The sequence below is a fragment of the Streptomyces sp. NBC_00162 genome (genome assembly GCF_024611995.1).
In the GTDB taxonomy this organism is placed as follows: Bacteria; Actinomycetota; Actinomycetes; order Streptomycetales; family Streptomycetaceae; genus Streptomyces.
This window is the reverse complement of the sequence record NZ_CP102509.1, coordinates 5,187,049-5,211,572: the sequence shown is the minus strand read 5'-3', so window position 1 is coordinate 5,211,572 and position 24,524 is coordinate 5,187,049. Positions and strand designations below refer to the sequence as shown.

18 protein-coding genes and 1 tRNA gene are annotated in these 24,524 nt (G+C 72.2%); 11 read left to right on the top strand and 8 right to left on the bottom strand.

Translation table 11 applies throughout. From position 1 onward, the window contains the following. Positions 1-71: 71 nt before the first annotated feature. Positions 72-3,611, bottom strand: coding sequence for a transcription-repair coupling factor (gene mfd / locus JIW86_RS24330; protein ID WP_257559418.1), 3,540 nt, complete (start codon positions 3,609-3,611; stop codon positions 72-74). Positions 3,612-4,006: 395 nt separating this feature from the next. On the opposite strand from mfd, the gene JIW86_RS24325 reads away from it, so the two are divergent. Beyond that, positions 4,007-5,269: a DUF2079 domain-containing protein gene (locus tag JIW86_RS24325; protein ID WP_257559417.1), complete on the top strand. Its 1,263-nt coding sequence runs from the start codon at positions 4,007-4,009 to the stop codon at positions 5,267-5,269. 115 nt (positions 5,270-5,384) lie between these two features. On the opposite strand, the gene JIW86_RS24320 is transcribed toward JIW86_RS24325, so the two are convergent. Beyond that, positions 5,385-7,967 (bottom strand): ABC transporter permease, encoded by a 2,583-nt coding sequence (locus JIW86_RS24320; RefSeq protein ID WP_257556000.1) that lies wholly within the window; start codon positions 7,965-7,967, stop codon positions 5,385-5,387. After that, positions 7,964-8,740, bottom strand: a complete 777-nt coding sequence (locus JIW86_RS24315; protein WP_251063796.1) for an ABC transporter ATP-binding protein — start codon at positions 8,738-8,740, stop codon at positions 7,964-7,966. Before JIW86_RS24315 ends, JIW86_RS24320 begins: the two co-directional genes overlap by 4 nt. 343 nt (positions 8,741-9,083) lie before the next feature. Here JIW86_RS24315 and JIW86_RS24310 point away from each other — a divergent pair, with 343 nt between their 5' ends. Continuing rightward, on the top strand, positions 9,084-10,667 hold the full coding sequence (locus JIW86_RS24310) for an MFS transporter (RefSeq protein WP_416237593.1): 1,584 nt from the start codon (positions 9,084-9,086) through the stop codon (positions 10,665-10,667). A 73-nt stretch (positions 10,668-10,740) separates the two neighbouring features. Beyond that, the gene (locus JIW86_RS24305) at positions 10,741-11,562 is read left to right on the top strand and encodes a hypothetical protein (RefSeq protein ID WP_257555998.1); all 822 of its coding nucleotides are present in this window, start codon (positions 10,741-10,743) and stop codon (positions 11,560-11,562) included. Here JIW86_RS24305 and JIW86_RS24300 read toward each other — a convergent pair. Then, the gene (locus JIW86_RS24300; RefSeq protein WP_257555996.1) at positions 11,559-12,122 is read right to left on the bottom strand and encodes a CGNR zinc finger domain-containing protein; all 564 of its coding nucleotides are present in this window, start codon (positions 12,120-12,122) and stop codon (positions 11,559-11,561) included. The genes JIW86_RS24305 and JIW86_RS24300 overlap by 4 nt on opposite strands. 82 nt (positions 12,123-12,204) lie before the next feature. On the opposite strand from JIW86_RS24300, the gene JIW86_RS24295 reads away from it, so the two are divergent. Then, positions 12,205-13,065: an alpha/beta fold hydrolase gene (locus tag JIW86_RS24295; protein WP_257555994.1), complete on the top strand. Its 861-nt coding sequence runs from the start codon at positions 12,205-12,207 to the stop codon at positions 13,063-13,065. 18 nt (positions 13,066-13,083) lie between these two features. Here JIW86_RS24295 and JIW86_RS24290 read toward each other — a convergent pair whose 3' ends face one another. The 3 genes from JIW86_RS24290 to JIW86_RS24280 all read right to left on the bottom strand — a co-directional run bounded on the left by JIW86_RS24290 (position 13,084) and on the right by JIW86_RS24280 (position 17,513). Then, complete coding sequence (locus JIW86_RS24290) at positions 13,084-13,956, bottom strand: cellulose-binding protein (RefSeq protein ID WP_257555992.1); 873 nt, start codon at positions 13,954-13,956, stop codon at positions 13,084-13,086. Between the two features lie 115 nt (positions 13,957-14,071). Beyond that, complete coding sequence (locus tag JIW86_RS24285; RefSeq protein WP_257555990.1) at positions 14,072-16,495, bottom strand: SUKH-4 family immunity protein; 2,424 nt, start codon at positions 16,493-16,495, stop codon at positions 14,072-14,074. A gap of 7 nt (positions 16,496-16,502) precedes the next feature. After that, positions 16,503-17,513, bottom strand: a complete 1,011-nt coding sequence (locus JIW86_RS24280) for an SMI1/KNR4 family protein (RefSeq protein ID WP_257555988.1) — start codon at positions 17,511-17,513, stop codon at positions 16,503-16,505. A gap of 230 nt (positions 17,514-17,743) precedes the next feature. Here JIW86_RS24280 and JIW86_RS24275 point away from each other — a divergent pair, with 230 nt between their 5' ends. After that, complete coding sequence (locus tag JIW86_RS24275; RefSeq protein ID WP_257555986.1) at positions 17,744-18,340, top strand: YwqJ-related putative deaminase; 597 nt, start codon at positions 17,744-17,746, stop codon at positions 18,338-18,340. 2 nt (positions 18,341-18,342) lie between these two features. Further along, positions 18,343-18,852: an SUKH-3 domain-containing protein gene (locus tag JIW86_RS24270; protein ID WP_257555984.1), complete on the top strand. Its 510-nt coding sequence runs from the start codon at positions 18,343-18,345 to the stop codon at positions 18,850-18,852. Between the two features lie 19 nt (positions 18,853-18,871). Here JIW86_RS24270 and JIW86_RS24265 read toward each other — a convergent pair whose 3' ends face one another. Then, entirely contained in the window at positions 18,872-20,146 is a 1,275-nt protein-coding gene (locus tag JIW86_RS24265; protein ID WP_257555982.1) for a sensor histidine kinase, read from the bottom strand. Positions 20,147-20,305: 159 nt separating this feature from the next. Between JIW86_RS24265 and JIW86_RS24260 the strand changes: the two genes are divergently transcribed. The 5 genes from JIW86_RS24260 to pth all read left to right on the top strand — a co-directional run bounded on the left by JIW86_RS24260 (position 20,306) and on the right by pth (position 24,509). Further along, a tRNA-Gln gene (locus tag JIW86_RS24260) sits at positions 20,306-20,377 on the top strand. A gap of 109 nt (positions 20,378-20,486) precedes the next feature. Next, positions 20,487-21,932: a bifunctional UDP-N-acetylglucosamine diphosphorylase/glucosamine-1-phosphate N-acetyltransferase GlmU gene (glmU, locus tag JIW86_RS24255; protein ID WP_257555980.1), complete on the top strand. Its 1,446-nt coding sequence runs from the start codon at positions 20,487-20,489 to the stop codon at positions 21,930-21,932. Between the two features lie 134 nt (positions 21,933-22,066). Further along, entirely contained in the window at positions 22,067-23,044 is a 978-nt protein-coding gene (locus JIW86_RS24250) for a ribose-phosphate diphosphokinase (protein ID WP_215144740.1), read from the top strand. Positions 23,045-23,234: 190 nt separating this feature from the next. Continuing rightward, positions 23,235-23,819 carry a 50S ribosomal protein L25/general stress protein Ctc gene (locus JIW86_RS24245; RefSeq protein WP_257555977.1) on the top strand — a complete coding sequence of 195 codons (585 nt, stop codon included), beginning with the start codon at positions 23,235-23,237 and terminating at the stop codon, positions 23,817-23,819. A gap of 99 nt (positions 23,820-23,918) precedes the next feature. Continuing rightward, positions 23,919-24,509, top strand: a complete 591-nt coding sequence (pth, locus tag JIW86_RS24240; protein WP_215144736.1) for an aminoacyl-tRNA hydrolase — start codon at positions 23,919-23,921, stop codon at positions 24,507-24,509. The last annotated feature ends 15 nt before the right edge of the window (positions 24,510-24,524 follow it).

Sequence of the window (24,524 nt, the reverse complement as noted above, 5' to 3'; positions counted from 1 at the left end):
CGCCCGAGCAGCCCGCGGCGCGGCCGGAGACCCGCAGGTCACCGGCCGCGCGCCTGGCCGTATGAAGACGCTTACGACCCGAGGATCGTGGTCAGGAACTCCCCGGTCCAGGCCAGCAACTCCCGGCCGACCAGCGGCTTCCCGCCGACCTTGGCGGTCTTCGGCCGCGGGATCAGCACCTGCGAGGTGGCCGGCTTGAGCACCGCCCCCGGGTAGAGCCGCTTGAGGCGCAGCTCCTGCGACTCGCGCAACTCCACCGGGCCGAAGCGGATGTTGGGGCCCTGGAGGGTGATGTCACCGACCCCGCAGGCCCGCGCGAGCATCCGCAGCCCCGCCACCAGCAGCAGGTTCTCCACCGGCTCGGGCAGCTTGCCGTAGCGGTCGGTGAGTTCCTCCCGCACGGCCTTGACGTCCGCCTCGGAGTTGGCCGACGCGATGGACCGGTACGCCTGGAGGCGCAGCCGCTCGCCGGGCGCGTAGTCGTGCGGGACGTGCGCGTCCACCGGCAGCTCGATCTTGACCTCGAGCGGCGGCTCCTCCTCCACCCCGCCCTCGACGGCCGCCCGGTAGTCGGCGACGGCCTCTCCCACCATGCGGATGTAGAGGTCGAAGCCGACGCCCGCGATGTGGCCGGACTGCTCGCCTCCGAGCAGGTTGCCCGCGCCGCGGATCTCCAGGTCCTTCATGGCCACGTACATGCCGGCGCCCATCTCGGTGTGCTGGGCGATGGTGGCCAGGCGCTCGTGCGCGGTCTCCGTGAGCGGCTTCTCCGGCGGGTAGAGGAAGTAGGCGTACCCGCGCTCGCGGCTGCGGCCGACGCGGCCGCGCAGCTGGTGCAGCTGCGAGAGGCCGAAGTTGTCGCCGCGCTCCACGATCAGGGTGTTGGCGTTGGAGATGTCGATGCCGGACTCGACGATCGTCGTCGAGACGAGCACGTCGAACTTCTTCTCCCAGAAGTCCACCACGACCTGCTCCAGGGCCTGCTCCGACATCTGGCCGTGCGCGGTCGCGATCCGCGCCTCGGGCACGATCTCACGGAGCTTGGCTGCGGCCCGGTCGATGGACTCGACCCGGTTGTGGATGTAGAAGCACTGGCCCTCGCGCAGCAGTTCACGGCGGATGGCGGCGCCGATCTGCTTCTCCTCGTACGGGCCGACGAAGGTGAGCACCGGGTGCCGCTCCTCCGGCGGGGTGGTGATGGTCGACATCTCGCGGATGCCGGTCACCGCCATCTCCAGGGTGCGCGGGATCGGGGTCGCGGACATGGTCAGTACGTCCACGTTGGCGCGCAGTTTCTTCAGCTGTTCCTTGTGCTCGACGCCGAATCGCTGTTCCTCGTCGACGATGACCAGGCCCAGGTCCTTGAACTTGGTCTCCTGCGAGAAGAGCCGGTGGGTGCCGATGACCACGTCGACCGAACCCTCGCGCAGTCCTTCCAGGGTGGCCTTGGCCTCGCTGTCGCTCTGGAAGCGGGACAGCGCCTTCGTGACGACCGGGAACTGTGCGTACCGCTCGGAGAAGGTGCCGAAGTGCTGCTGCACGAGGAGGGTCGTGGGGACGAGGACGGCGACCTGCTTGCCGTCCTGCACCGCCTTGAAGGCGGCGCGGACCGCGATCTCGGTCTTGCCGTAGCCGACGTCGCCGCAGACCAGCCGGTCCATCGGGACCGACTTCTCCATGTCCTCCTTGACCTCGGCGATGGTGGTGAGCTGGTCGGGCGTCTCCGCGTACGGGAAGGCGTCCTCCAGTTCGCGCTGCCAGGGGGTGTCGGGGCCGAAGGTGTGGCCGGGGGCGGCCATGCGGGCGCTGTAGAGCTTGATGAGGTCGGCGGCGATCTCCTTGACCGCCTTCTTCGCGCGCGCCTTGGTCTTGGTCCAGTCGGCGCCGCCGAGCCGGTGCAGGGTCGGGGCCTCGCCGCCCACGTACTTGGTGACCTGCTCCAGCTGGTCGGTGGGGATGTAGAGGCGGTCGCCGGGCTGGCCGCGCTTGGCGGGGGCGTACTCGACGAGGAGGTACTCGCGGGTCGCGCCCTGGACGGTGCGCTGCACCATCTCGATGTAGCGGCCGACGCCGTGCTGTTCGTGGACGATGTAGTCGCCGGTCTCCAGGGTCAGCGGGTCGATCGTCTTGCGCCGCCGGGTCGGCATCCGGCCGAGGTCCTTGCTGGCGGTGCGCTGCCCGGTGAGGTCCGTCTCGGTCAGTACCGCGATCTTCAGTGCCGGGTCGACGAACCCGTTGTCGATCGTGCCGCACGCGACGTGCACGAGGCTCGGCTCGAGGGCGCGCAGGTCCGCTTCCAGCCGGGCCGGGATGCCCTCGCCGCCGAGCACCTCGACGGTGCGGGCGGCCGGACCGTGGCCCTCGGTGAGGTAGACGGTGTGCCAGCCGTCGGCGATCCAGCCCTTGGTGTCGGCGAGCGCGCGGGCGGTGTCGCCGCGGTAGGCCTCGGGGGCGTGCATGCCGAGCTTCAAGGTGTCCCCGCCGGCCAGGTCCGCCTCGTCGGCGGCGAAGGGGGAGACGGACCACCACATCATGCCGAGCTCGCGGGCGTGGTCGCGTACGTCGGCGATGCCGCGCAGGGAGGCGGCGCCGACGTCGATGGGGGCGTCGCCGCCGCCCGCGGTGGCCGCCCAGGAGGCCATCAGGAACTCCTGGCTGGTCGCGACCAGGTCGGCGGCCCGGGTCCGGACCCGCTCGGGGTCGCAGACGACGGCCATCGCCCCGGCGGGCAGGACGTCGATCAGCAGTTCCATGTCGTCGACCAGGACCGGGGCCAGGGACTCCATGCCCTCGACGGCGATCCCCTCGGCGATCTTGTGCAGCAGCTCGCCGAGCTCGGGGTGGGCCTCGGCGAGGGCCGCGGCCCGCTCCCGTACCTGGTCGGTCAGCAGCAGCTCGCGGCAGGGCGGGGCCCACAGTCCGTGCTCGGCGACCTCCAGCGACCGCTGGTCGGCGACCTTGAAGTAACGGATCTCCTCGACCTCGTCGCCCCAGAACTCGATGCGCAGGGGGTGTTCCTCGGTGGGCGGGAACACGTCGAGGATGCCGCCGCGCACGGCGAACTCGCCGCGCTTCTCGACGAGCTCCACGCGCTGGTACGCGGCGGCCGCCAGCGCCTGGGTCACCTCGCCGAGGTCGACGCTCTGGCCCTGCCGCAGGGCCACGGGCACCAGGTCCCCGAGCCCCTTGACCTGCGGCTGGAGCACGGAGCGGATCGGCGCGACGACCACCGAGACGGGGCCGGCGGCCGGGTCGTCCTTGCTCGGGTGCGCGAGGCGGCGCAGCACGGCGATCCGGCGGCCGACGGTGTCGCTGCGCGGGCTGAGCCGTTCGTGCGGGAGCGTCTCCCAGGACGGGTAGTCCACCACCTCGTCGGGCGAGGGTAGCAGCGACCGCAGTGCGGCGGCCAGGTCCTCGGCCTCGCGCCCGGTGGCGGTGACCGCGAGGATGGTCCGCTCGGTCTGCCGGGCCAGCGCGGCGATCGCGAAGGGCCGCGCGGCGGCGGGGCCGACCAGGTCCACATGCATCCGGTTGCCGTCCCCGGCCGCGGTGACCGCCTCGGCGAGGGCGGGGTCCCGGGTGACGGCGTCGAGCAGTCCGTGCAGGCTCATGTAGAGACTTTCCATCCGGTGAAGGTCGTGAACGGGCAACGCGAAGGACCCGACACGTCGCACGGGCCGGGGGTTCCCACCCTACGACGGCCTCCGCCGCCACGCGCGGGGGATTCGGGTCACCCACGGGGGTGACGGAGCCGGCGCCCGCCGAGCCGAGCGCTCACGCTCGTCACCCGGGACAAGCACATCCCCCTCTACGATGTCGACGTACTGACCGTCCGAGCTCGCCGAGGGAGCACGAGGCCGTGACGAGCGATGCGATAGCCCGCCCCGAGGCCGCGGCCGAACAGGTGCGGGGCACGCCGATTCGGGGCCGGTGGGCCGGGCCGTGGGCGGTGGCCGGCGGGCTGTTCCTCGTCTACCTGGTGCTGTCCGTCGGGAGGTTCCGGCGGATGGAGTGGGCCTCCTGGGACCTGGGGATCTTCGAGCAGGCCATCCGCGCCTACGCGCACCTCCAGGCGCCCGTCGCCGATCTGAAGGGGCCCGGGGCCAACATCCTCGGGGACCACTTCTCCCCGATCATCGCTCTCATCGCCCCCGTCTACCGGCTCTTCCCCGGCCCCCTCACCCTGCTGGTCGCACAGGCCGCGCTGTTCGCGCTCGCCGCGGTCCCCGTCACCCGGGCGGCCGGACGGCTCCTCGGCCGGCCCCGCGGGCTCGCCGTCGGGATCGCGTACGGGCTGTCCTGGGGGATCCAGCGGGCCGTGGAGTTCGACTTCCACGAGATCGCCTTCGCCGTGCCCCTGCTCGCCTTCGCCCTGGAGGCGCTGCTCGACCGGCGCTGGCGGGCCGCCCTGCTGTGGGGGCTGCCCCTGATCTTCGTCAAGGAGGACCTGGGCTTCACGCTCGCCGCGCTGGCCGTGGTCGTCGCCTGGCGGGCCATGCCCACCGACCGGCGGGCCGGCTGGACCGCCCTCGGCGTCGCCGCCGGGGCCGCGGTCTTCGCCGTCCTCGTGTTCACCGTGTTCATACCGGCCTTCGCCACCGCGGGCTACGGCTACTGGGACAAGATCGACGGCGCGGGCCCCTTCGCCGGCATCGACATCAAGCTCACCACCCTGGCCTGGGTGCTGATCCCCACCTCCGGGCTGCTCGCCCTGCGCTCGCCGCTGCTGCTGGTCGCCGCCCCCACCCTCGGCTGGCGGTTCCTGTCCGGGGACGACCACTACTGGTCCACCGACTGGCACTACAGCGCGGTGCTCATGCCGGTCGTCTTCCTCGCCCTCGTCGACGCCATCGACACCGTCCGGCGCAGCGAGCGGCCCTGGCTGCGCTCGTACGCCCTCCAGCTGCCCACCGCCGTCCTCGCCGCGGGCCTCGCCCTCAGCGCGACCAGCCTGCCGACCGAGAAGCTCTCGCAGGCCCGTACGTACGAGAAGCCGGCCCGCGTCACCGCCATCGAGGAACTCCTCGACCGGATCCCCGACGGGGCGACGGTGGAGGCCGACACCGGGCCGCTGACCCGGCTGACCTCCCGCTGCCGGGTGCTCTGGATCGGCGGCAGCAAGGGCGTGGTCCCGGACTGGATCACCCTCGACAACACCTCCAAGTGGGTCGGCGAGGACCCGACCGCCTACGCGCACCAGCTGCATCCCGGCGCGCGGTTCACCCTGGTGGGCGAGGCGGAGGGCGTCGTCCTGATGCAGCGCGTCTGACGGCCCCGACGGCCCAGGCCCAGGCCGCGGACCCGGACCCGGACACGAAAAACACGCCGGTCCGGAACCCCCCAAGGTCCCGGACCGGCGTACCCCCGTACGAACGCGGGCCCTCCTACTCGCTCGCGATCGCGTTCAGGACGTTCATCCGCCCCGCCCGGAAGGCCGGGACCAGTGCGGCGAACAGGCCCACGAAGGCCGAGGCGGCGAACACCCCGAGGATCGTCGGCCACGGGATCTCCAGCACCTTCAGGCCCTGGAGGGCGAGGAGCTGCTGCGCGGTGGCCCCCCAGCCCATGCCCAGCCCCAGGCCGAGCAGGGCGCCGAACAGGGCGATGACCACCGACTCCAGGCGGATCATGCGGCGCAGCTGGCGGCGGGAGAGGCCGATGGCGCGCATCAGGCCGATCTCGCGGGTCCGCTCGACCACCGACAGCGCCAGGGTGTTCACGACGCCCAGGACCGCGACGATGATGGCGAGGGCGAGCAGCCCGTAGACCATGTTCAGGAGCTGGCCGACCTGGTCCTTCAGGGACTGCTTGTAGTCGGCCCGGTTGAGCACCTGGTACTGCGGGTACTCCGCCAGCGCCGCCTTGACCGCCGTGTACGCGGTGTCGGACTGCCCGTCCTTCGCACCGGCCAGCAGCATGAAGGGGCGCGGCATCCGGTCGGCCGGGACGTTCGCCTCGGCGACCGCGGTGCTGATGTACTTCATGCCCTTGTCGAGGTTGCCCTCGTCGCTGGTGATCGCCGCGACCCTGAGCTTGACCGTGTTGCCGCCGGTGAAGGCGACCGCCAGCTCGTCTCCCACCTTGATGCCGTGCTTGGTGGCGTACTCCGAGCCGACCGACATGGAGTCCTTGCCGTACGCCGCCGCGTGCTCGCCGGCGATCATCTTGCGACGGATGTCCTTGGCGTACGTCGGGTCGGTGGCGCCGAGTTCGTCCGTCTCGGTGGAGCCGTCGGGGGCGGTGAGCTTCGCCTCCACCGTGCGGTAGGTGGTGACGTGGTCGAGGTCCCGGACGGACTTCAGCGCCTGCTCGGCCTGCGGCATGACCGGCTGCTGGGTCTGCGAGGCGATCATGTAGTCCGCTCCGACCGACTGGTCGAGCTCGTCGGTGGCGGAGGCCACCATCGAGGAGCCGACCACGGACAGGCAGGCGACCAGCGCCAGGCCGATCATCAGCGCGGCGGCGGTGGCGCCGGTGCGCCGCGGGTTGCGCAGCGCGTTGCGCTCGGCGAGCCGGCCCACGGAGCCGAAGGGCCGCAGCACCACCCCGGAGAGCACCCGCACCACGCCCGCGGCGAGCAGCGGGCCGATCACGATGAAGCCGATGAGGGTGAAGACCACGCCCAGGCCCAGCCAGAGCGATCCGGGTCCGGCCTCGTCGGCGGCGGCGGCGAGGTAGAGGCCCGCGCCGCCGATGCCGGTGAGGACCAGGCCGAGGACGGCGCGGACGACGCCGGCCTTCTTGTCGCCGGGGGTGCCCGATTCGCGCAGGGCTGCCATCGGGGAGACCTTGCCGGCCCGGCGGGCCGGGACGTAGGCGGCGATGACGGTGACGACGGCGCCGAGGAAGACGCCGACGACCGGGGTGGTCCAGGCGACGGTGAGGTCGTCGGTGGACAGGTGCATGCCCATCTGGCCCATGAGCTCCATGAGTCCGACGGCCAGGCCGACGCCCGCGCCGACGCCCAGGACCGAGCCGACGACTCCGAGGAGGAAGGCCTCGACGACGACGGACTTGAGCACCTGTCCGCTGTCGGCGCCGATGGCGCGCATCAGGCCGATCTCACGGGTGCGCTGGGCGACCAGCATGGAGAACGTGTTGAAGATCAGGAAGATGCCGACGAGGAAGGCGATCCCGGCGAAGCCGAGCATCACGTACTTCATGACGTCGAGGAAGGAACCGACGTCCTTGCGGTTGGCGTCCGCGGCTTCCTTGGAGGTCTGGAGCTTGTAGGTGTCCGCGCCGACGGCGGTGGCGACATTCTGCTTGAGCTGCTCGTCGCTCACCCCCTCCTTCGCGGTGACGTTGATGTGCGTGAAGGCACCGGGGGCGCCGAGCAGCTGCCGCTGCGCGGTGGGGGTGTCGAAGTAGACGATCGCCGCACCCGGGTTGGTCACGGTGAAGGTGGCGATACCGCTGATCTTGGCGCGGAAGTCGCCGGTGACGGCGATGGTGCGCAGTTCGTCACCGAGCCCCAGGTGGTGCTTGTCCGCGGTGTCGGCGTCGACCATCACCTCGGTGGGGCCGCGCGGGGCCTGACCCGAGGTGATCTTCATGGACTTGAGCTCGTTGTCGTTCCAGTTGCCCGCGATGGTCGGGGCACCGGTGGTCGAGCCCATGTTCTCGTTCTTGGAGTTGACGACCGTGACGGACATCGACATGACCGCGCCCTCGGCGCCCGCCACGCCCTCGGCCTTCTTGACCTGCTCTACGGCCGAGCCGTCGAGCATCTCGGGCTTGCCGCGGTCCGGGGTCTCCTCGCCGCCCTTCGCGGCCTTCGGGCTGACGGTCACGTCGGAACTGGTGACGGCGAACAGCTTGTCGAAGGTGGTGTTCATGGTGTCGGTGAACACCAGGGTCCCGCAGACGAAGGCGACGGAGAGCATGACCGCGACGGCGGAGAGCGCCATCCGTCCCTTGTGCGCGACGAAGTTGCGCCGGGAGGTCTTCAGGACGGTGTTGCTCATGACGTCCGCCCGCGCGCGTCGAAGTCCTTCATCCGGTCCAGGACCTGCTCGGCGGTGGGCCCGTACATCTCGTCGACGATCCGGCCGTCGGCGAGGAAGATGACGCGGTCCGCGTAGGAGGCGGCGACCGGGTCGTGGGTGACCATGACGATGGTCTGGCCGAGTTCGTCCACGGAGCGGCGCAGGAAGCCCAGGACCTCGGCGCCGGCCCGGGAGTCCAGGTTTCCGGTGGGCTCGTCGCCGAAGATGATCTGCGGGCGGGCGGCGAGGGCGCGGGCGACCGCCACACGCTGCTGCTGACCGCCGGAGAGCTCGGTGGGGCGGTGCTTGAGGCGGCCGGCGAGGCCGACGGTCTCCACGACCCGGTTCAGCCACTCGGCGTCGGGCTTGCGGCCCGCGATGTCCATGGGGAGCGTGATGTTCTCCAGGGCGTTGAGCGTGGGCAGCAGGTTGAAGGCCTGGAAGATGAAGCCGATCCGGTCCCGGCGCAGCTGCGTGAGCTTCTTGTCCTTCAGCCCGGTGATCTCGGTGTCGTCGAGGTGGATCTGCCCGCTGGTCACGGTGTCGAGACCGGCGAGGCAGTGCATCAGCGTGGACTTGCCGGAGCCCGAGGGGCCCATGATCGCGGTGAACTGGCCGCGGTGGATGTCCACGTCCACGTCGTCCAGGGCGACGACCCGCGTCTCACCGGAGCCGTAGGCCTTGACGACCTTCCGCGCCCGGGCCGCGACGGCTGCATGCCCTCCAGTACCCCCGTGCCTGGTTTCGGTCATAGCCGTTGTCACGGTCTTTCTCCTTCTCGGTCTGCCGGGCGGTGTGCGTTCGTCGCCGCGTTCGAAGTCTGTTGCGGACCGGGCTCCGGCGCGCTGGTGCCCATCGCCGTATCCACCCGGGGGTTAACCCCACCCCTCGGGGCTTGCGGCCCCATGTGAACCAGTTAAGGACGCGCCGGAACCTTCCTCCTCCTCCGCCGGGACGAATGACCCCTGGGCCGTTGTGCGGAGCCTCCCCTAGGGGTTCTCCACCCTTCGGCGGACCTGACATGGGGGATACCGGCGCATGCGGCAGCGGTGAGAAGGTGTTCCCCGCGAGTACGTGCAGGGGGAAGGAATCTCGGTGGGGACAGCGGAGAGCACGGAAGGAAGTCCGGACGGCATACCCGCGGGCGCCGCGTCGGGCACGGGGCCCGCGCCGAAGCCGGGCCGGCCGCCCGCCGCCGTGGTGGCCTCGCTGATGCTGGGCATGGCGCTCGCCGCCCTCGAGGGCACCATCGTCTCCACCGCCGTCCCCCAGATCGTGGGCGACATCGGCGGGTTCGCCGTCTTCTCCTGGCTCTTCTCCGGCTATCTGCTCGCCGTCACCGTCACCCTGCCCGTCTACGGGAAGCTGTCCGACACCTTCGGCCGCAAGCCGGTGCTGCTCTTCGGCATCGGCCTGTTCGTCATCGGCTCGCTGCTGTGCGCGCTCGCCTGGAACATGGCCGCCCTGATCGCCTTCCGGATCGTCCAGGGCCTGGGCGGCGGCGCCCTCCAGGGCACGGTCCAGACCCTGGCCGCCGATCTGTATCCGCTCAAGGACCGGCCGAGGATCCAGGCCCGGATGTCCACCGTGTGGGCCACCTCGGCCGTGGCCGGCCCGGCGCTCGGCGGGCTGCTCGCCTCGTACGCCCACTGGCGCTGGATCTTCCTGATCAACCTGCCGCTGGGCGCCCTCGCCCTGTGGATGATCAGCCGTCACCTGAAGGAGCCCGTACGGTCCCCCGCGCGCCGCGGCCCGGTCGACTGGGCGGGGGCACTGTCGATCTTCGCCTGCGGCGGGCTGCTGCTCTTCGCGCTCGTCCAGGGCGGGGTCGCCTGGCCCTGGCTGTCCGCGCCCTCGCTGGGACTGCTCGGCGCGAGCGCGGTGCTGGCCGCGGTGGTGGTCCGGGTGGAACGCCGGGCCGAGGAACCGATCCTGCCGGGCTGGGTGTGGCGCCAGCGCACCATCGCCGCCGTCAACCTCGCCATGGGGGCGCTCGGCCTGCTGATGGTCGCCCCGATGGTGTTCATGCCGACGTACGCCCAGTCCGTGCTCGGACTCGGGCCTGTCGGCGCCGGGCTGGTCATGTCCGTGATGACCCTGAGCTGGCCCATCACCGCCGCCCTCAGCCAGCACGTCTACCGGCGGATCGGATTCAGGAGGACCGCGGCCGTCGGCATGGGTCTGGCCGCGGTGATCCTGTACTCCTTCACCCTGCTCCCGTATCCCGCCCGGCCCTGGCAGCCCGCGCTGATCATGCTGCTGCTGGGCGGCGCCCTCGGCCTCTTCCAGCTCCCGCTGATCGTCGGGGTCCAGTCCACCGTCGGCTGGGCGGAGCGGGGAACGGCGACCGCCTCGGTGCTGTTCTCCCGCCAGGTCGGCCAGAGCATCGGCGCGGCCCTGCTGGCCGCCGTAGCCAACGCCACCATCGCCGCCCGCCTGATCGACGCCCCCGTGTCCGGACTGCCGACCGCCCTGGACGACGTGACGAAGGCCCTGGACCAGCCGGGCCTGCTCTCCCAGGCGGCCGCCGACTACCTGCGCGAGGCCGTGGCCGCCGCCGTGGACCACATCTTCCTCGGCGCGACGGGCGCGGCCGTGGCCTCGCTGCTGGTGCTGCTGCTGATGGCGCCGCGCAGGTTCCCGGTGCTGCCGGAGCACGTGGAGGAGCAACAGCCCTGACCGGGCCGCGACTTGTCATGCTCCGGGTCAACGGGTTAAGTCGGACCCACGACCGTTTCCGGGGGGACGACGCATGGCTTCCGCATTTCTCGCACTGCTGTTACTTGCCGCACTGGCCGGGCCGCTCGCCCGGCGGCTCCACCACCACCCGGCCTTCGTCACCGGCCGCGACGGCAGGCTCTCCACCTCCACGGCACTGGCCCTGGCCTGGACCGTGATCCTGGTCTGGCTGCTGCTCACCACCCTCGGCTACGGACTCACCGCGGGCGGGGGCGTCGGCTGGTTCCGGGGCGAGCACGGCCCGCTGTCCTCGCTGACGACCGTGTACCTGCCGCTGCTCGGGGGCCCGTACGTGGCCATGATCGCGGCGAAGACGGTGGTCGGCATGCGCGTCGAGAACGGCAGCATGGCCAAACCGGCCGCGAAGCCCGCGGCGTCGGGACGGCGGCCGCTGCGGGAGCTCATCGCGAACGACGGCGGGCGCACGGACCTGGTCGACCTCCAGTACGTCGCGCTGAGCGCGGTCACGATGCTCTACGTCGTCCTGTTCTTCCTCTCGGACGTCGGCGCCGGGCTCCCCGACCTGCCCTCCGAGATCTGGGCACTGACGGGCGCCCCGGCGGGGGCGTACCTGGTGAACAAGATGGCCGTCCGCCCGAACCCGGTGATCACGGACGTCACCGTCTCCGACGGCCGGCTCACGGTGGAGGGGGGCGGCTTCACCACGCCCGTCCTCACCGTGAACGACTCCCCCGTCCCGGCGGAACCCGATCCCCTGACCGGCGCCCTGACGGCCCCGCTCCCGGCCTCGGTCACTCCCCCGTTCACGGTGGTCGTCACGGCCCGCGGCCTGCGCAGCGACCCGTACCGGTACGAGGCCTCCCAGGCTTCCTAGACCTCCTGGGCCGTGTCCGCCTTGTGGCGGGCGTAGTACCGGGCCACCCGGGCCCGGTTGCCGCAGACCGCCGCCACGCACCAGCGGCGCCGCGGGTGCGCCGGAAGGAACATCAGGACGCAGTCCTCCGCCTCGCAGGCGCGGACCGAGGTGACCCGGGGGTCCGTCAGGAACTCCGCGACCGCCTCGGCCAGTTCGGCCGCGAGCCGCCGCGCCGGGGCCGCCGCGCGCTGCGGGGCGGCGGTGAGCCCCGCCTCCGCGCTCCAGGCCAGCTCGAGGCGGGCGGGCGCCGCGGCCAGGGCCTCGTTCAGCGCGCGCAGCGCCTCGCGCGGCGGCCGCTCCCCGTCCCGTACGGCCGCGAGCGCCGCGCGCGCGGCCTCCCGCACGGCCCGTACGGCGGCCACCTCGGCCGCACCCGGCTCCGCGACCGGGGTCAGCCGCCCGGCCTGCTCGGCCAGCCACCGCGCGAGATCCGCCGGCGCGGCGACGAGGTCGCCCTCGGCGATCACGGTGTTCAGGAGATCCAGGGCGAGGGGCTCGCCGGTCAGCGGAAAAGTCATGCGACTAATGCTACCTGAAACACTTGACCCATTAGGGATCTTGGGGCGAGACTAATGCCACCCAGCCACCAGGAGGCATGTGATGATCACGTCCGTTCAGCACCGCACCGTCGACGTGGACGGTGTACGCGTCGCCTACCGCGAGAGCGGCCCCGCCGACGGCCCCGTCCTGCTGCTCCTCCACGGCTTCCCCACCGCCTCGCACCAGTTCGCCCGTCTGATGGACGCGCTCGGGGACACGCGGTACCGCCTGATCGCCCCCGACTACCCCGGTTTCGGCCGCACCGAGGCCCCGGAAGGGTTCACGTACACCTTCGACCGGCTCGCCGACATCGTGGAGGGCTTCACCGACGCCCTCCGCCTGGACCGCTACGCCCTGTACGTCTTCGACTTCGGCGCCCCGGTCGGGCTGCGGCTCGCCACCCGGCGGCCGGACCGCGTGACCGGCCTGATCGTCCAGAACGGCAACGCGTACGAGGAGGGCCTCGCGGAGGCGGCCCGCGAGTTCGCCGGGCTGCGGCGCGAGGTGCCGGGCGACGAGGACCGGATCCGGGGCCTGTTCACCGTGGAGGGGACCCGTTTCCAGTACGAGACCGGGGTCGCGGACCCCTCCCTGATCTCCCCGGACAGCTGGACGCTCGACGTCCACTACCTCGGGCTGCCGGGGCGTGCGGACGCCCAGGCCGATCTCGCCTTCGACTACGCCTCGAACTTCGGCCACTACCCGGCCTGGCAGGCCTGGCTGCGCACGGCGCGGCCGCCGGTCCTGGTCGTCTGGGGCGCCGGCGATCCCTTCTTCACCCCGGCGGGTGCGAAGGCCTACCTCCAGGACGTCCCGGAGGCCGCCGTCCACGTCTTCGACGGCGCGGGCCACTTCGCCCTGGAGTCCCACCTCCCGGCCATCGCCCCCCTGATCGCGACGTTCCTCGCCGAACTCCCGTAAAACGCCGGCGGAGCCAGGTCAGCCCTCGGCGGGCGCACGGCCGGTCAGGGCGGCCAGGCTCGAGCGGACGTGGTTCATGTGCGCCCGCATCTCCTCCTCCGCCTCCGCGTGCTCCCGCAGGATCCGCTCCGTCTCCCGCCCCGCCCGTTCCTCCGCCACCCGCGCCTCCGCGACCAGCTCGGCGGCCAGCGCCTCCGCGTCCTCCTGACCGTGCCGCGCCGCCTCCTCCGCCTCCGCGAAGCCCCGGCGGGCCTCGGCCAGACGGGCCTCGGCGTACCGTTCCAGCTCCGCGTGGCGCGCCTCCAGTTCCGCCTCCCGCGCCTGCAGCTCCCGCTCGGCCGCCTCCCACCGCTCCAGCTGCTCCTGCTCGCGCTCCGCCAGCAGCGCCTCCGACCGCCGCCGCGTCTCCGCCAGCCTCGCCTGCGCCTCCGACCGCCACCCCTGCGCGTCGTCCCGCGCCTCCGCCCGCGCGTCGTCCGCCTCCCGCTGCGCCCGCAACAGCCCCTGCCGGGCCCGGACGTCGGTCTGTTCGCGCACCGCCTCCGCGTCCAGGCGCGCCAGCTCCGCCACCCGCTCCGCGTGCGCCTCGGCCGCGCCGATCGCCTCGGCCGCGTCCACCCGCGCGTCGCCCCGCAGGACGTCCGCCTCCTCCTGCGCCAGCAGCAGGATCCGGCGGGCGCGCTCGCTCAGGTCCTCGTAGGTCTGCGGTGCCAGCGCGGACACGGCCTCGCGCAGCCGCGCCGCCTCCCCCTCCATCTGCTTCCCCAGGACGGTCAGCCGTGCCACCCGCTCCCAGGCCTCGTCACGGCTGCCGGACAGCCGGGCGAGATACCGGTCGACCTCGTCCGTGCGGTAGCCGCGGCCGCGCACAGTCGCAATGGGTGCACTCATCCTGGAAGCGCCTCTCTCGCGGGGATTCCTGTCAAGGATGCGTCATTTGGCCCCAGAAGCCGGAATGGCCGGGCCGAGACCCCGTTCGAGGGTCTCGGCCCGGCCATTCAACCGATCAGAGCAGTCCGTCCCACATCTGCTCCAGCAGCACCGACCACCAGCTCTCCGGCGAGGCCAGTGCCGCGCTGTCGAGCCCGGCCAGATTCGCCTGGAAATCGACGGTCCAGCGCCCCGCCTGTTCCGGCGTCAGGTGCTGTCGCAGCCGCCACATGTGACCCAGCATCGCGAGGGACCGTACGAACTGCGGCAGGCTCGAGTTCACGAACTGCGGGGGTACCGGAGCACCGCCCGGACCGCCCTCCACCGGCACGGCCACGATGTTCGCGGTGCCGTACTGCACGCACAGCGCCTTGCCGAAGTCGCTGCCGACGACGAGGTACGACCCCGCGTCCGACGCCGGCTGCACCTGCCGCTGCGCGGCCAGCTCGGCCAGCGTCGGCACCGGCTGGCCCGGCACCGCCTGCGCCCAGAAGAACGGCCCGAAGTCGACGGGCAGGCCCGACCACATCAGCGTCTGCGCCACGATCTCCGGCACGCCCTGACGGGACACCGCCCGCTGGTCGAAGCGGAACACGCCCTGCGGGCCGAACGCCCCCGCCAGCTCCTGCGCGATCGCGTCCAGCGGGATCGCGGGCTGCAGCGGGACCTGCGGCAGGGGCGCCCGTACCGGCGCGGGGCGCGCCGGGCCGTCCGCCACCTGGTGCAGCTCGCCCTGATGGGTGAGCAGATGGCGCATGCCCTGCTGACGGCCCGCGTGGTCCTTGCCGTACGGAGCCACGCTGGTGATCCGCACCTGCGGCCAGGTCTCCCGGATCATCCGGGCGCAGTAACCGCCGGGCAGTTCACAGGACTCCAGCTCGGTGTGCAGCTCCAGCACCTGCTGCGGCGGCACGTTCATGGCGCGCAGCTCGTGCAGGATCTGCCACTCGGGGTGCGGGGTACCGGGCGCGGAACGGCGGATGAGCTGCTGCTCGGAGCCGTCGTGAGCGCGGTAGCGGAGCACGGCCTGGTAGCCGGGGCCGACCGTGGGCACGCCGGTGGGCGCCGGAGGCTGCGGCGCCGGAGCGCCCGGCGGGCCGGGGGGCGCGGGCGGCTGGCCCGTCACGGCCGGACCGGCCAGCATCGTCGCGGCGTGGTGCGCTCCGCCACCGGGAGCCCCCGGCGGACCGGGGGGCGCCGGGGGCTGACCGGTCACGGCGGGACCGGCCAGCATGGTGGCGGCGTGGTCGAGCCCGCCACCGGGAGCGCCGGGGGCACCGGGCGGACCCGGCGGACCGGGAGGCTGCGGCGCCCCGGCACCCGGAGCACCGGGCGGACCGGGAGGCGCCGGCGGCTGACCCGTCACGGCCGGACCGGCCAGCATCGTCGCGGCATGGTCCAGCCCGCGCCCGAGCGACCCGGGAGCCCCGGGCGGACCCGGCGGACCCGGCGGACCCGGCGGACCCGGCGGACCCGGCGGACCGGGAGGCTGCGGCGCCCCGGCACCCGGAGCACCGGGCGGACCGGGAGGCGCCGGCGGCTGACCCGTCACGGCCGGACCGGCCAGCATCGTCGCGGCATGGTCCAGCCCGCGCCCGAGCGACCCGGGAGCCCCGGGCGGACCCGGCGGCGTCGGCGGTTGGCCCGCACCGGGCGTCTGCCCGGCCGGCCGGGAGACCTGCGCCTTGCTCGTCGGCGCGTCGGCGATGGAGCCCGACTCCGGAGCCAGCGCCGGTACGACCGCGGTCCGCGGCAGCTGGCTGCCGCCCGGCATCAGCGTGGTCTTCGCCTCCGGAGCCACCGCGGACGGCGGCGCCTCCTCCAGGTCCGACCCGGACAGCGGCGGCGCGAACACGGTCGCGGGCAGCGGTACGGACGCGTCGTCCGTACCGGAGTTCACATCGGTCCCGGCCCACGGCGTGGACCCGGCCGGCACCCCGTCGTTGGCGGTCGGCTCGTACGGGATCTCGCCCCCGCGCCGCAGCGGCACCGCGTCCACGGGCGCCGGGGCCGGAGCAGCAGCCGGAGCGGGCGCGGCGTCGGCCGGCTCCACCGGAGCGGGAGCCGCAACCTGAGCGGGAGCCGGAGCCGGAGCCGGGGCAGCCGGAGCCGCGGCGGGCGGGATCCCCGCCCGGTCCGCGGCCTCCTGCAGCCACTCCGGCGGGCTCAGCATGAACGAGGTCTGCTCCGAGTCGATCCGCGGCGGCGGAACCGAAGCCTCCGAAGCCGTCGAGGCAGCCGCGGCCCCGTACTCCTCCTCGTACCGGCGGATCACCTCACCCACCGGCAGCCCCGGCCACAGCGTCACCTCCCCGCTGTCCCGCGCGATGACCAGCCGCTGCCGGCCGCCCCCGGAGACCGGACCGGCCGCGCGGTCCTCCGCCCACACCACGAACCCGAGCCCGAACTCCCGTACCCGCACCTCCCGGTGCTGGTACGCGGGGACGTCGCCGTTGATCCATTCCTCGGCGCGCTCCTGCGCCTGCGCAAATGTCACCACCGCGCCATCACCCCTCAACCGAACCGGCACGTGGCGGAACCGTCCCCGCCACGGGAACCGAGCGTGCGAATCCGCCGTCCACCATCAGACCGGCCACCGTCTCCAGCTCCGGCGGGTTGCCCGCCAACCGCTCCAGAAAGGCGTCGAAATCACCGCCGCACGGCAGCAACAGCCGCTCCACGCGCTCCTGCACCGACCAGCCGTCCTGGTCGCGCGCATCGTCGTACGGGGAGAACCACATCGAACCGATGCCCTCTCCCTTCACTTTCAGGGCGAGCAGTCCGCCCTGTACGAAGGCCACGCACAGGTAGTCCTTCGTCAGGTGATCCCGCAGACACTTGTTGACGTAGACGAGGTCGTTGACCGCCGCCTCCTCACGCACTGTGAAGAACGGCTGGTCCACGAGCAGGCCGAGGTCCACGTCCAGCCCCGCGCCGACCGGCGCGCAGCCGCCCGCGGCCTTGAGGAACGAGCGGTACGCCTCCGGCAGCCGGTAGCCGAGGTCCTCCTCGACCCCCTGCACCTGTTCCTCGGAGACCGACACCACGGACTTCGGCAGCCCCAGGTGCGCCGGGCGCACCTCCTGCAACGGCCGCGTCCCGCGCTTCCCGTGGTCCACCGGCGCCGTCGTCAGCCCCGCGTGGTGCCTCAGCAGCGCCTTCACCTCGACCGGGACCAGCTCCATGCGCCGCGAACCCGCGACGTGGTGCCAGGTCCAGCCGTGCGGCGTCGCCACCGGGCCGACCGTGTCCCACAGTTCGTGCCCGGCCGCCTGCATCGCCGCGTTCGCGGAGACGCAGTCCGTCAGCCGCAGCTCGTCCACGCCGAAGCCCTCCGGCGGCTCTGCGATCTCCACCGCCGCACGCGCGTACGCGGAGAAGTCCGGATGCCCGTTGCCGTCCATCCGCACTCCGTGGGGATGCCGAGCGGCCCGGACCGGGTCCGGGAAATGCACGACCTGCCCCGAATAAGCGGCGTTGGGTGGCGCGGCCTGCTGCCCGAGCCGACCTGTCGTCATGGCGGTAGCCCCCTGCTGGATCTGGCTGGTTCACCACAGCCTATGCGCTGGGGCAAGAGGCTCAGCCGCTCACGACCCGCACGCCCGGCCGGTGGCCGGGAACATCCGAATTGATACGAATATTCGACCCCGCTTCCGCATGACAGGTGACATTTGACAGGCTGTCCCCGCGGCACGGGGGCGTGCCCGACAGCGGCCACCACCGCCGCCACGGGAGGGAAAGCACGACCATGCAGAACACGGCAACACGCACAGATCCGGGCGATGCCACCCCGGGAGGCCAGGCGGGCCCGGCAAGCCCGGAAACCTCCGGGCCGTCAGGAACCGCTCCCGAAGCGGGCGGCCCGGCAGGCGACCCCCGCCTGCGCTGGAGCAGCACCGACGGCCGCCCGGCCGTGCCCGTCCTGCGCTTCCGCCGCGACGGCATCCTCCCCACCGTCGCCGCCGCCCTCTCCGTACGCGGCGAAACCCTGACCGGCACCGCCGGCAAGGCCGACCAGCCGCCCGTGCTCCACCCTCTCGTACAGGACTTCCTCGACACGCTGACCAGCGGCCAGCGCGAACGTTTCACCGGCCGATGTCCGGAGGCGATCCTGCTCTCCCGTCACCTGGCCGCCGTGGAGGGCGCCCGCTCCCGGCGCGCCTCCCGCAAGCCCCTCTCCCCGAGCGAAGCCCGCCGCTCCCTCAAGCACGCGAAGATCACCGCCCGGCGCATCCGCGAGGACGGCGACCCCCTCCACGGCAGCTACGCACCCCCCTGCCGGTCCTGCGACGCACTCCTCGCCCACTTCGGCGTACGCCCCGTCGACCTCACCCCCTCCGAGTAGCCATGACCACCGCCTCAGCCTCCTACGACCGCTCCTCGACGACCCGCTTCCCCGTCGCCGTGGACTCCGCCCTGCGCACCGCCGGCTGGGAGCCCGGCCGCTGGGACATCAAGCAGGCCGAGTTCTGGGCCGACGCGCTCCGCGACCACACCACTCCCGCCGGGCACCGGCACACCGTGTTCCCCGCCGCCGTGGAGGCCTGGGCCGAATTCGGCGGCCTCACGGTCGGCGCGCCCGGCCCCGGCCGGCAGATAGCGCCCGTCACGGTCCGGCTCGACCCGCTGACCGGACTGCACCTGGCCCGCACCTTCGCCGACCTGGGCCGTGCCCTGTCCACGCAGCTCTGCCCCCTCGGCGTCGAGGCCGACGGAGGCTCGCACCTGGCCCTCGACCGCGAAGGCCGCGTGTACGGCATCGACCACACGGGCGACTGGTACCTCGGTGCGGGCATCGACGAGGCCCTGACCCTGCTCCTCACCGGCCTCCAGCCGACCCGCCTGACCACCGGCTGAGGGCCGGGCGGCCGGGCGGCTAACCGGCGGGGAGCACCGCCGACACCTTGAAGCCGCCCCCGTCGGTCGGCCCGGACACGAACACCCCGCCCAGCCCCAGCACGCGCTCCCGCATCCCGACCAGCCCGTTGCCCCCGCTCGGCAGGCCGGGCTCGGCGGCCTTCCCGTCGCAGGGCCCGTTCTCCACCTGCATGGCCACCTCCCCGTCCCGGTGCGCGAGCCGTACCGTCACCCGCGCGCCGGGAGCGTGCTTGTGGCAGTTGGTGAGCGCCTCCTGCACCACGCGGTACGCGGTCTGCTCCACCTCCGCCGCGTACACCGCCCCCTCGCCGTGCACCAGCATCTCCACGGCCATCCCGGCCGCCCGCGACTGCCCGACCAGCGCCTCCAGCTCCTCGAGCGAGGGCCCGTCCTCGAAGCTCCCCACGTGGGGGTACCCAGCGGTAGCCGGGCGAGCCACCAGCGCGGCGGCCAGGGCGGCGGGCCTCGCCGGCTTCTCGGCGGCCCTGAGCACGCCGAGCATCTCCCGCAGCTCCGTCAGCGCCTGCCGGCCCATGTCCCCCACCAGGGCGGCGTTCTTCGCGGCCCGCGCCGGGTCCTTGGCCGCGATCGCCTCCAGCGCGGCCGCGTGCACCACCATCAGGGACACCCGGTGCGCCACGACGTCGTGCATCTCCCGCGCGATCCGGGTGCGCTCCTCCTTACGGGCCCACTCGGCCCGCTCCTCGGCCCGGTCCGCCAGCAGCGACAGCTCCCGCTCCAGCGAGTCCGCCCGTTCCTGGAGGCTCTCCATCAGCCGTCGCCGGGCCCCGATGTACAGCCCGAACAGCACCGGCGGCACGGTCAGCGCCACCGCCACGAAGACGGACAGCGAGATCACCAGCGTCTGCTCGTCCGCGTCCCCCCGGGTGCGCAGGTACATCACCACGAAGGTCGCGACCAGCGACATCGAGGCCAGCGTGCCTGTGATCCGCCGGGGCACCTCCGAGGAGGCCAGCGTGTACAGGCCCACCACCCCGAGCAGGAACCCCATCGCGGCGGGCGCCACGGCGATCCCGACCAGCACCACGGCGATCGGCCAGCGCCGCCGCACCAGGAGCACGGCCCCCACCAGGAACCCGAACAGCACCCCGGCCGCAACCGGCACCCCGGCCTCGCGCGCGAAGGCCACGCCCTCCCACGCACACTCGACGGCGGACAGCCCGCCGAGCACCACATCCCCCACGAAGTCCCGCCGGCGCCCCCACCACAACGGCGGCCCAGCGCGGCCTTCCACATCCCCCGTACTGGTCATGCCGTCCAGCGTACGGGCGGCCCTCTCGGCCGCCCCGTGAATTCCCGACGCCGAAACGGCGGGGACGAGTACCGTCGCGGTGAGGGCAGGTGGTGCGGCATAGTAGGGACGGCCAGCTTGATCGGCATCGCGAAATGTCCGATTGAGCCTGACTTGCTATCCCCTGTGGTGTAATTGGCAGCACTGAGGCTTTTGGTGCCTTATGTTCGGGTTCGAGTCCTGACAGGGGAGCTTCGCAGACATTCGGGTCCTGACCTCCGGTCGGGACCCGCGTTCGTTTGGGGGCATTGGGCCCCCGGTATCCTTCACGGGTCCACCCCCGAAGCCGAAGGGCATCCCCGTGAGCGCCAACCGCCCGGCAGCCGTCGTCGTACTCGCAGCGGGTGAAGGCACCCGCATGAAGTCGGCCACTCCCAAGGTTCTGCACGAGATCTCCGGGCGCTCGCTCGTCGGTCACGTCGTCGCCGCCTCCCGTGAGCTGGACCCCGCCCACCTCGTCGTGGTCGTCGGGCACGCCCGCGAGCAGGTCACCGCACACCTCGCCGCGATCGACGCCGGTGTGCGCACGGCCGTCCAGCACGAGCAGAACGGCACCGGGCACGCCGTCCGGATGGCCCTCGAAGAGCTCGGCGGGGTCGTCGGCGGCACCGTGATCGTCGTCTGCGGCGACACCCCGCTGCTGACCGGCGAAACCCTCGAGCAGCTCGCGGCGACCCACGAGGCCGACGGCAACGCCGTCACCGTGCTCACCGCCGAGGTGCCGGACTCCACCGGCTACGGGCGGATCGTGCGCGACGCCGGCGGCGCCGTGACGGCCATCGTCGAGCACAAGGACGCCACCGACTCCCAGCGCGCCATCCGCGAGATCAACTCCGGCGTCTTCGCCTTCGACGGCGCCCTGCTCGCCGACGCCCTCGGCAAGGTGCGCACCGACAACAGCCAGGGCGAGGAGTACCTCACCGACGTGCTGGGGATCCTGCGCGAGGCCGGCCACCGGGTCGGCGCGGCCGTCGGCAGCGACCACCGCCAGATCCTCGGGATCAACAACCGCGTCCAGCTCGCCGAGGCCCGCGCCCTGCTGAACGCGCGGCTGCTGGAACGGGCCATGCTCGCGGGCGTGACGGTCGTCGACCCCGCCAGCACGTTCGTGGACGTCACCGTCACCTTCGGACAGGACGCCCTGATCCACCCGGGGACGCAGCTCCTCGGTGCCACCCACGTCGCCGAAGGGGCCGAGGTCGGCCCCAACACCCGCCTGAAGGACACCCGGGTGGGCGCGGGGGCACGGGTGGACAACACGGTGGCCGACGGCGCGGTGATCGGCGACTCGGCGTCCGTGGGCCCGTTCGCGTACCTGCGCCCCGGCACGGTCCTCGGCGCGAAGGCCAAGGCCGGCACGTACGTAGAGATGAAGAACGCGACGATCGGCGAGGGCACCAAGGTGCCCCACCTGTCGTACGTGGGCGACGCGACGATCGGCGAGTACACCAACATCGGCGCGGCGAGCGTCTTCGTGAACTACGACGGTGAACACAAGCACCACACCACCGTCGGCTCGCACTGTAAGACGGGCTCGGACAACATGTTTGTGGCGCCCGTCACCATCGGGGACGGGGCCTACACGGCCGCCGGGTCCGTGATCACGAAGGACGTACCGCCCGGTGCGCTGGCCGTGGCCCGTGGCCAGCAGCGGAATATCGAGGGCTGGGTGGCCCGCAAGCGTCCGGGAAGCGCTGCCGCGACGGCGGCTCAGTCGGCGGTCCAGGTGGACTCCGACAGCCGTTGAGGTGAACTGACCGGAAACGGGTACGTCAGGGACGGCGTACCGTGATAGGTGCACGCAATTCGGCTGGCTCACCGTGTGCGGGACGGACGCACACGGGGGCGAGCAGCTTTCAACACGTCTGAGGAGACAGTGCTGTGACCGGGATCAAGACGACCGGCGAGAAGAAGCTGATGCTCTTCTCCGGCCGCGCCCACCCCGAGCTGGCCGAGGAGGTCGCGCACCAGCTGGGAGTCGGCCTCGTGCCGACCAAGGCTTTCGACTTCGCGAACGGTGAGATCTACGTCCGCTTCCAGGAGTCGGCTCGTGGCGCGGACTGCTTCCTGATCCAGAGCCACACGGCTCCGATCAACAAGTGGATCATGGAGCAGCTGATCATGATCGACGCGCTCAAGCGCGCGTCGGCACGCTCCATCACCGTGATCGTCCCGTCCTACGGGTACGCCCGCCAGGACAAGAAGCACAAGGGCCGCGAGCCGATCTCGGCCCGCCTGGTCGCCGATCTGCTGAAGACCGCGGGTGCGGACCGCATCCTCACGGTCGACCTGCACACGGACCAGATCCAGGGCTTCTTCGACGGCCCGGTCGACCACCTCTCGGCCCTGTCGGTCCTCGCGGACTACGTCGGCGCCAAGGTGGACCGCTCCAAGCTGACGATCGTCTCCCCGGACGCCGGCCGCGTGCGCGTGGCCGACCGCTGGTGCGACCGTCTGGACGCGCCGCTGGCGATCGTGCACAAGCGCCGCGACAAGGACGTCGCCAACCAGGTGACCGTCCACGAGGTCGTCGGTGAGGTCCGGGGCCGCGTCTGTGTCCTGGTCGACGACATGATCGACACCGGTGGCACCATCTGCGCCGCCGCCGACGCGCTGTTCGCGCACGGCGCGGAGGACGTCATCGTGACGGCCACGCACGGCATCCTGTCGGGCCCGGCCGCCGACCGCCTGAAGAACTCCAAGGTCAGCGAGTTCGTCTTCACGAACACCCTGCCGGACCCGTCCGACCTGGAGCTCGACAAGATCACGGTGCTGTCGATCGCCCCGATGATCGCGCGCGCCGTGCGCGAGGTCTTCGAAGACGGCTCGGTCACCAGCCTGTTCGAAGAGCAGCAGTAGAAGAGCAGCGGTAAGCGTCACAGTAGATCGTTTTGAAGGGCGGCCTCCCCGCCGGGTAGACTCATCGAGTTGCTCGGCGAGGGAGGCCGCACTTTCATGTGCGGGCACTCCGTTATCGACGCGCTCTTCGTAGCAGGCCGTTCCGGCCGGGTGACTGTCGTCCATTTCCGTCACCCCACGAGGAGTGAGCATGTCCGAGATCAAGCTTTCCGCCAAGGTCCGCACCGAGTTCGGCAAGGGCTCTGCCCGTCAGGCCCGTCGTGACGCCCTGACCCCCGCCGTCATCTACGGCCACGGCACCGACCCGAAGCACGTCAACGTCGACGCCCACGCCCTGCAGCTGGCGCTTCGTACCCCGAACGTCCTGATCTCCCTGGACATCGCGGGCGAGGGCAACGAGCTGGTCATCCCGAAGGCCGTGCAGAAGCACCCGCTGAAGCGCTCGATCTCCCACGTCGACTTCCTGATCGTCAAGAAGGGCGAGAAGGTCACCGTCGACGTCGCGATCGTCACCGAGGGCGAGCTGGCCGTCGGCGGCAACATGCTGGAGACCCTCCAGAACACCATCTCCGTCGAGGCCGAGGCCACCCACATCCCGACCGAGGTCACCGTCTCCATCGCGGGCCTCGAGGCCGGCGCCACCATCCACGCCAAGGACCTGGTCCTCCCGGCGGGCACCACCCTGGCTGTCGACGGCGACATCGCCGTCCTGCAGGTCGTGGCCCCGCAGGCCGAGGAGCCGGCCGCCGAGGCCGCCGAGGGCACCGAGGCCTGAGCCTCGCCCTTCCCCCTCAGCAGTTGCTGACCGACCGCCGTCCGGCTCCACTGGAGCGGGACGGCGGTCGTCTTCGTATACGGGCTTAAGGAGCTTTTGATGTCGGACGACGCGGCGCCCTGGCTGATCGTCGGCCTCGGCAACCCGGGACCGGAGTACGCGGGCAACCGCCACAACATCGGATTCATGGTGGCCGACCTGCTGGCGGACCGGATCCGGGGGAAGTTCAAGGCGCACAAGGCCCGGGCCCAGGTGGTCGAGGGCCGCATGGGCCCGCCGGGACCGGCCAACCGCCGGGTGGTCCTGGCCAAGCCGATGACGTACATGAACCTGTCCGGCGGCCCGGTGACGGCGCTGCGCGACTTCTACAAGGTTCCGCTCGACCGGATCGTCGCGATCCACGACGAGCTGGACATCGACTACCCGACCCTGCGGCTGAAGCTGGGCGGCGGGGACAACGGCCACAACGGGCTGAAGTCGATGACGAAGTCGATGGGTCCGGACTACCACCGCGTGCGCTGCGGCATCGGCCGGCCGCCGGGCCGGATGCAGGTCGCGGACTTCGTGCTGAAGGACTTCTCCTCCACCGAACGCAAGGAGCTGGACTGGTTCGTGGACCGGGCCGCCGACTCGGTGGAGTGCCTGATCCAGGAGGGCCTGGAGCGCGCGCAGTCGGCCTACAACTCGTAGTCGGTCAGAGGCTGA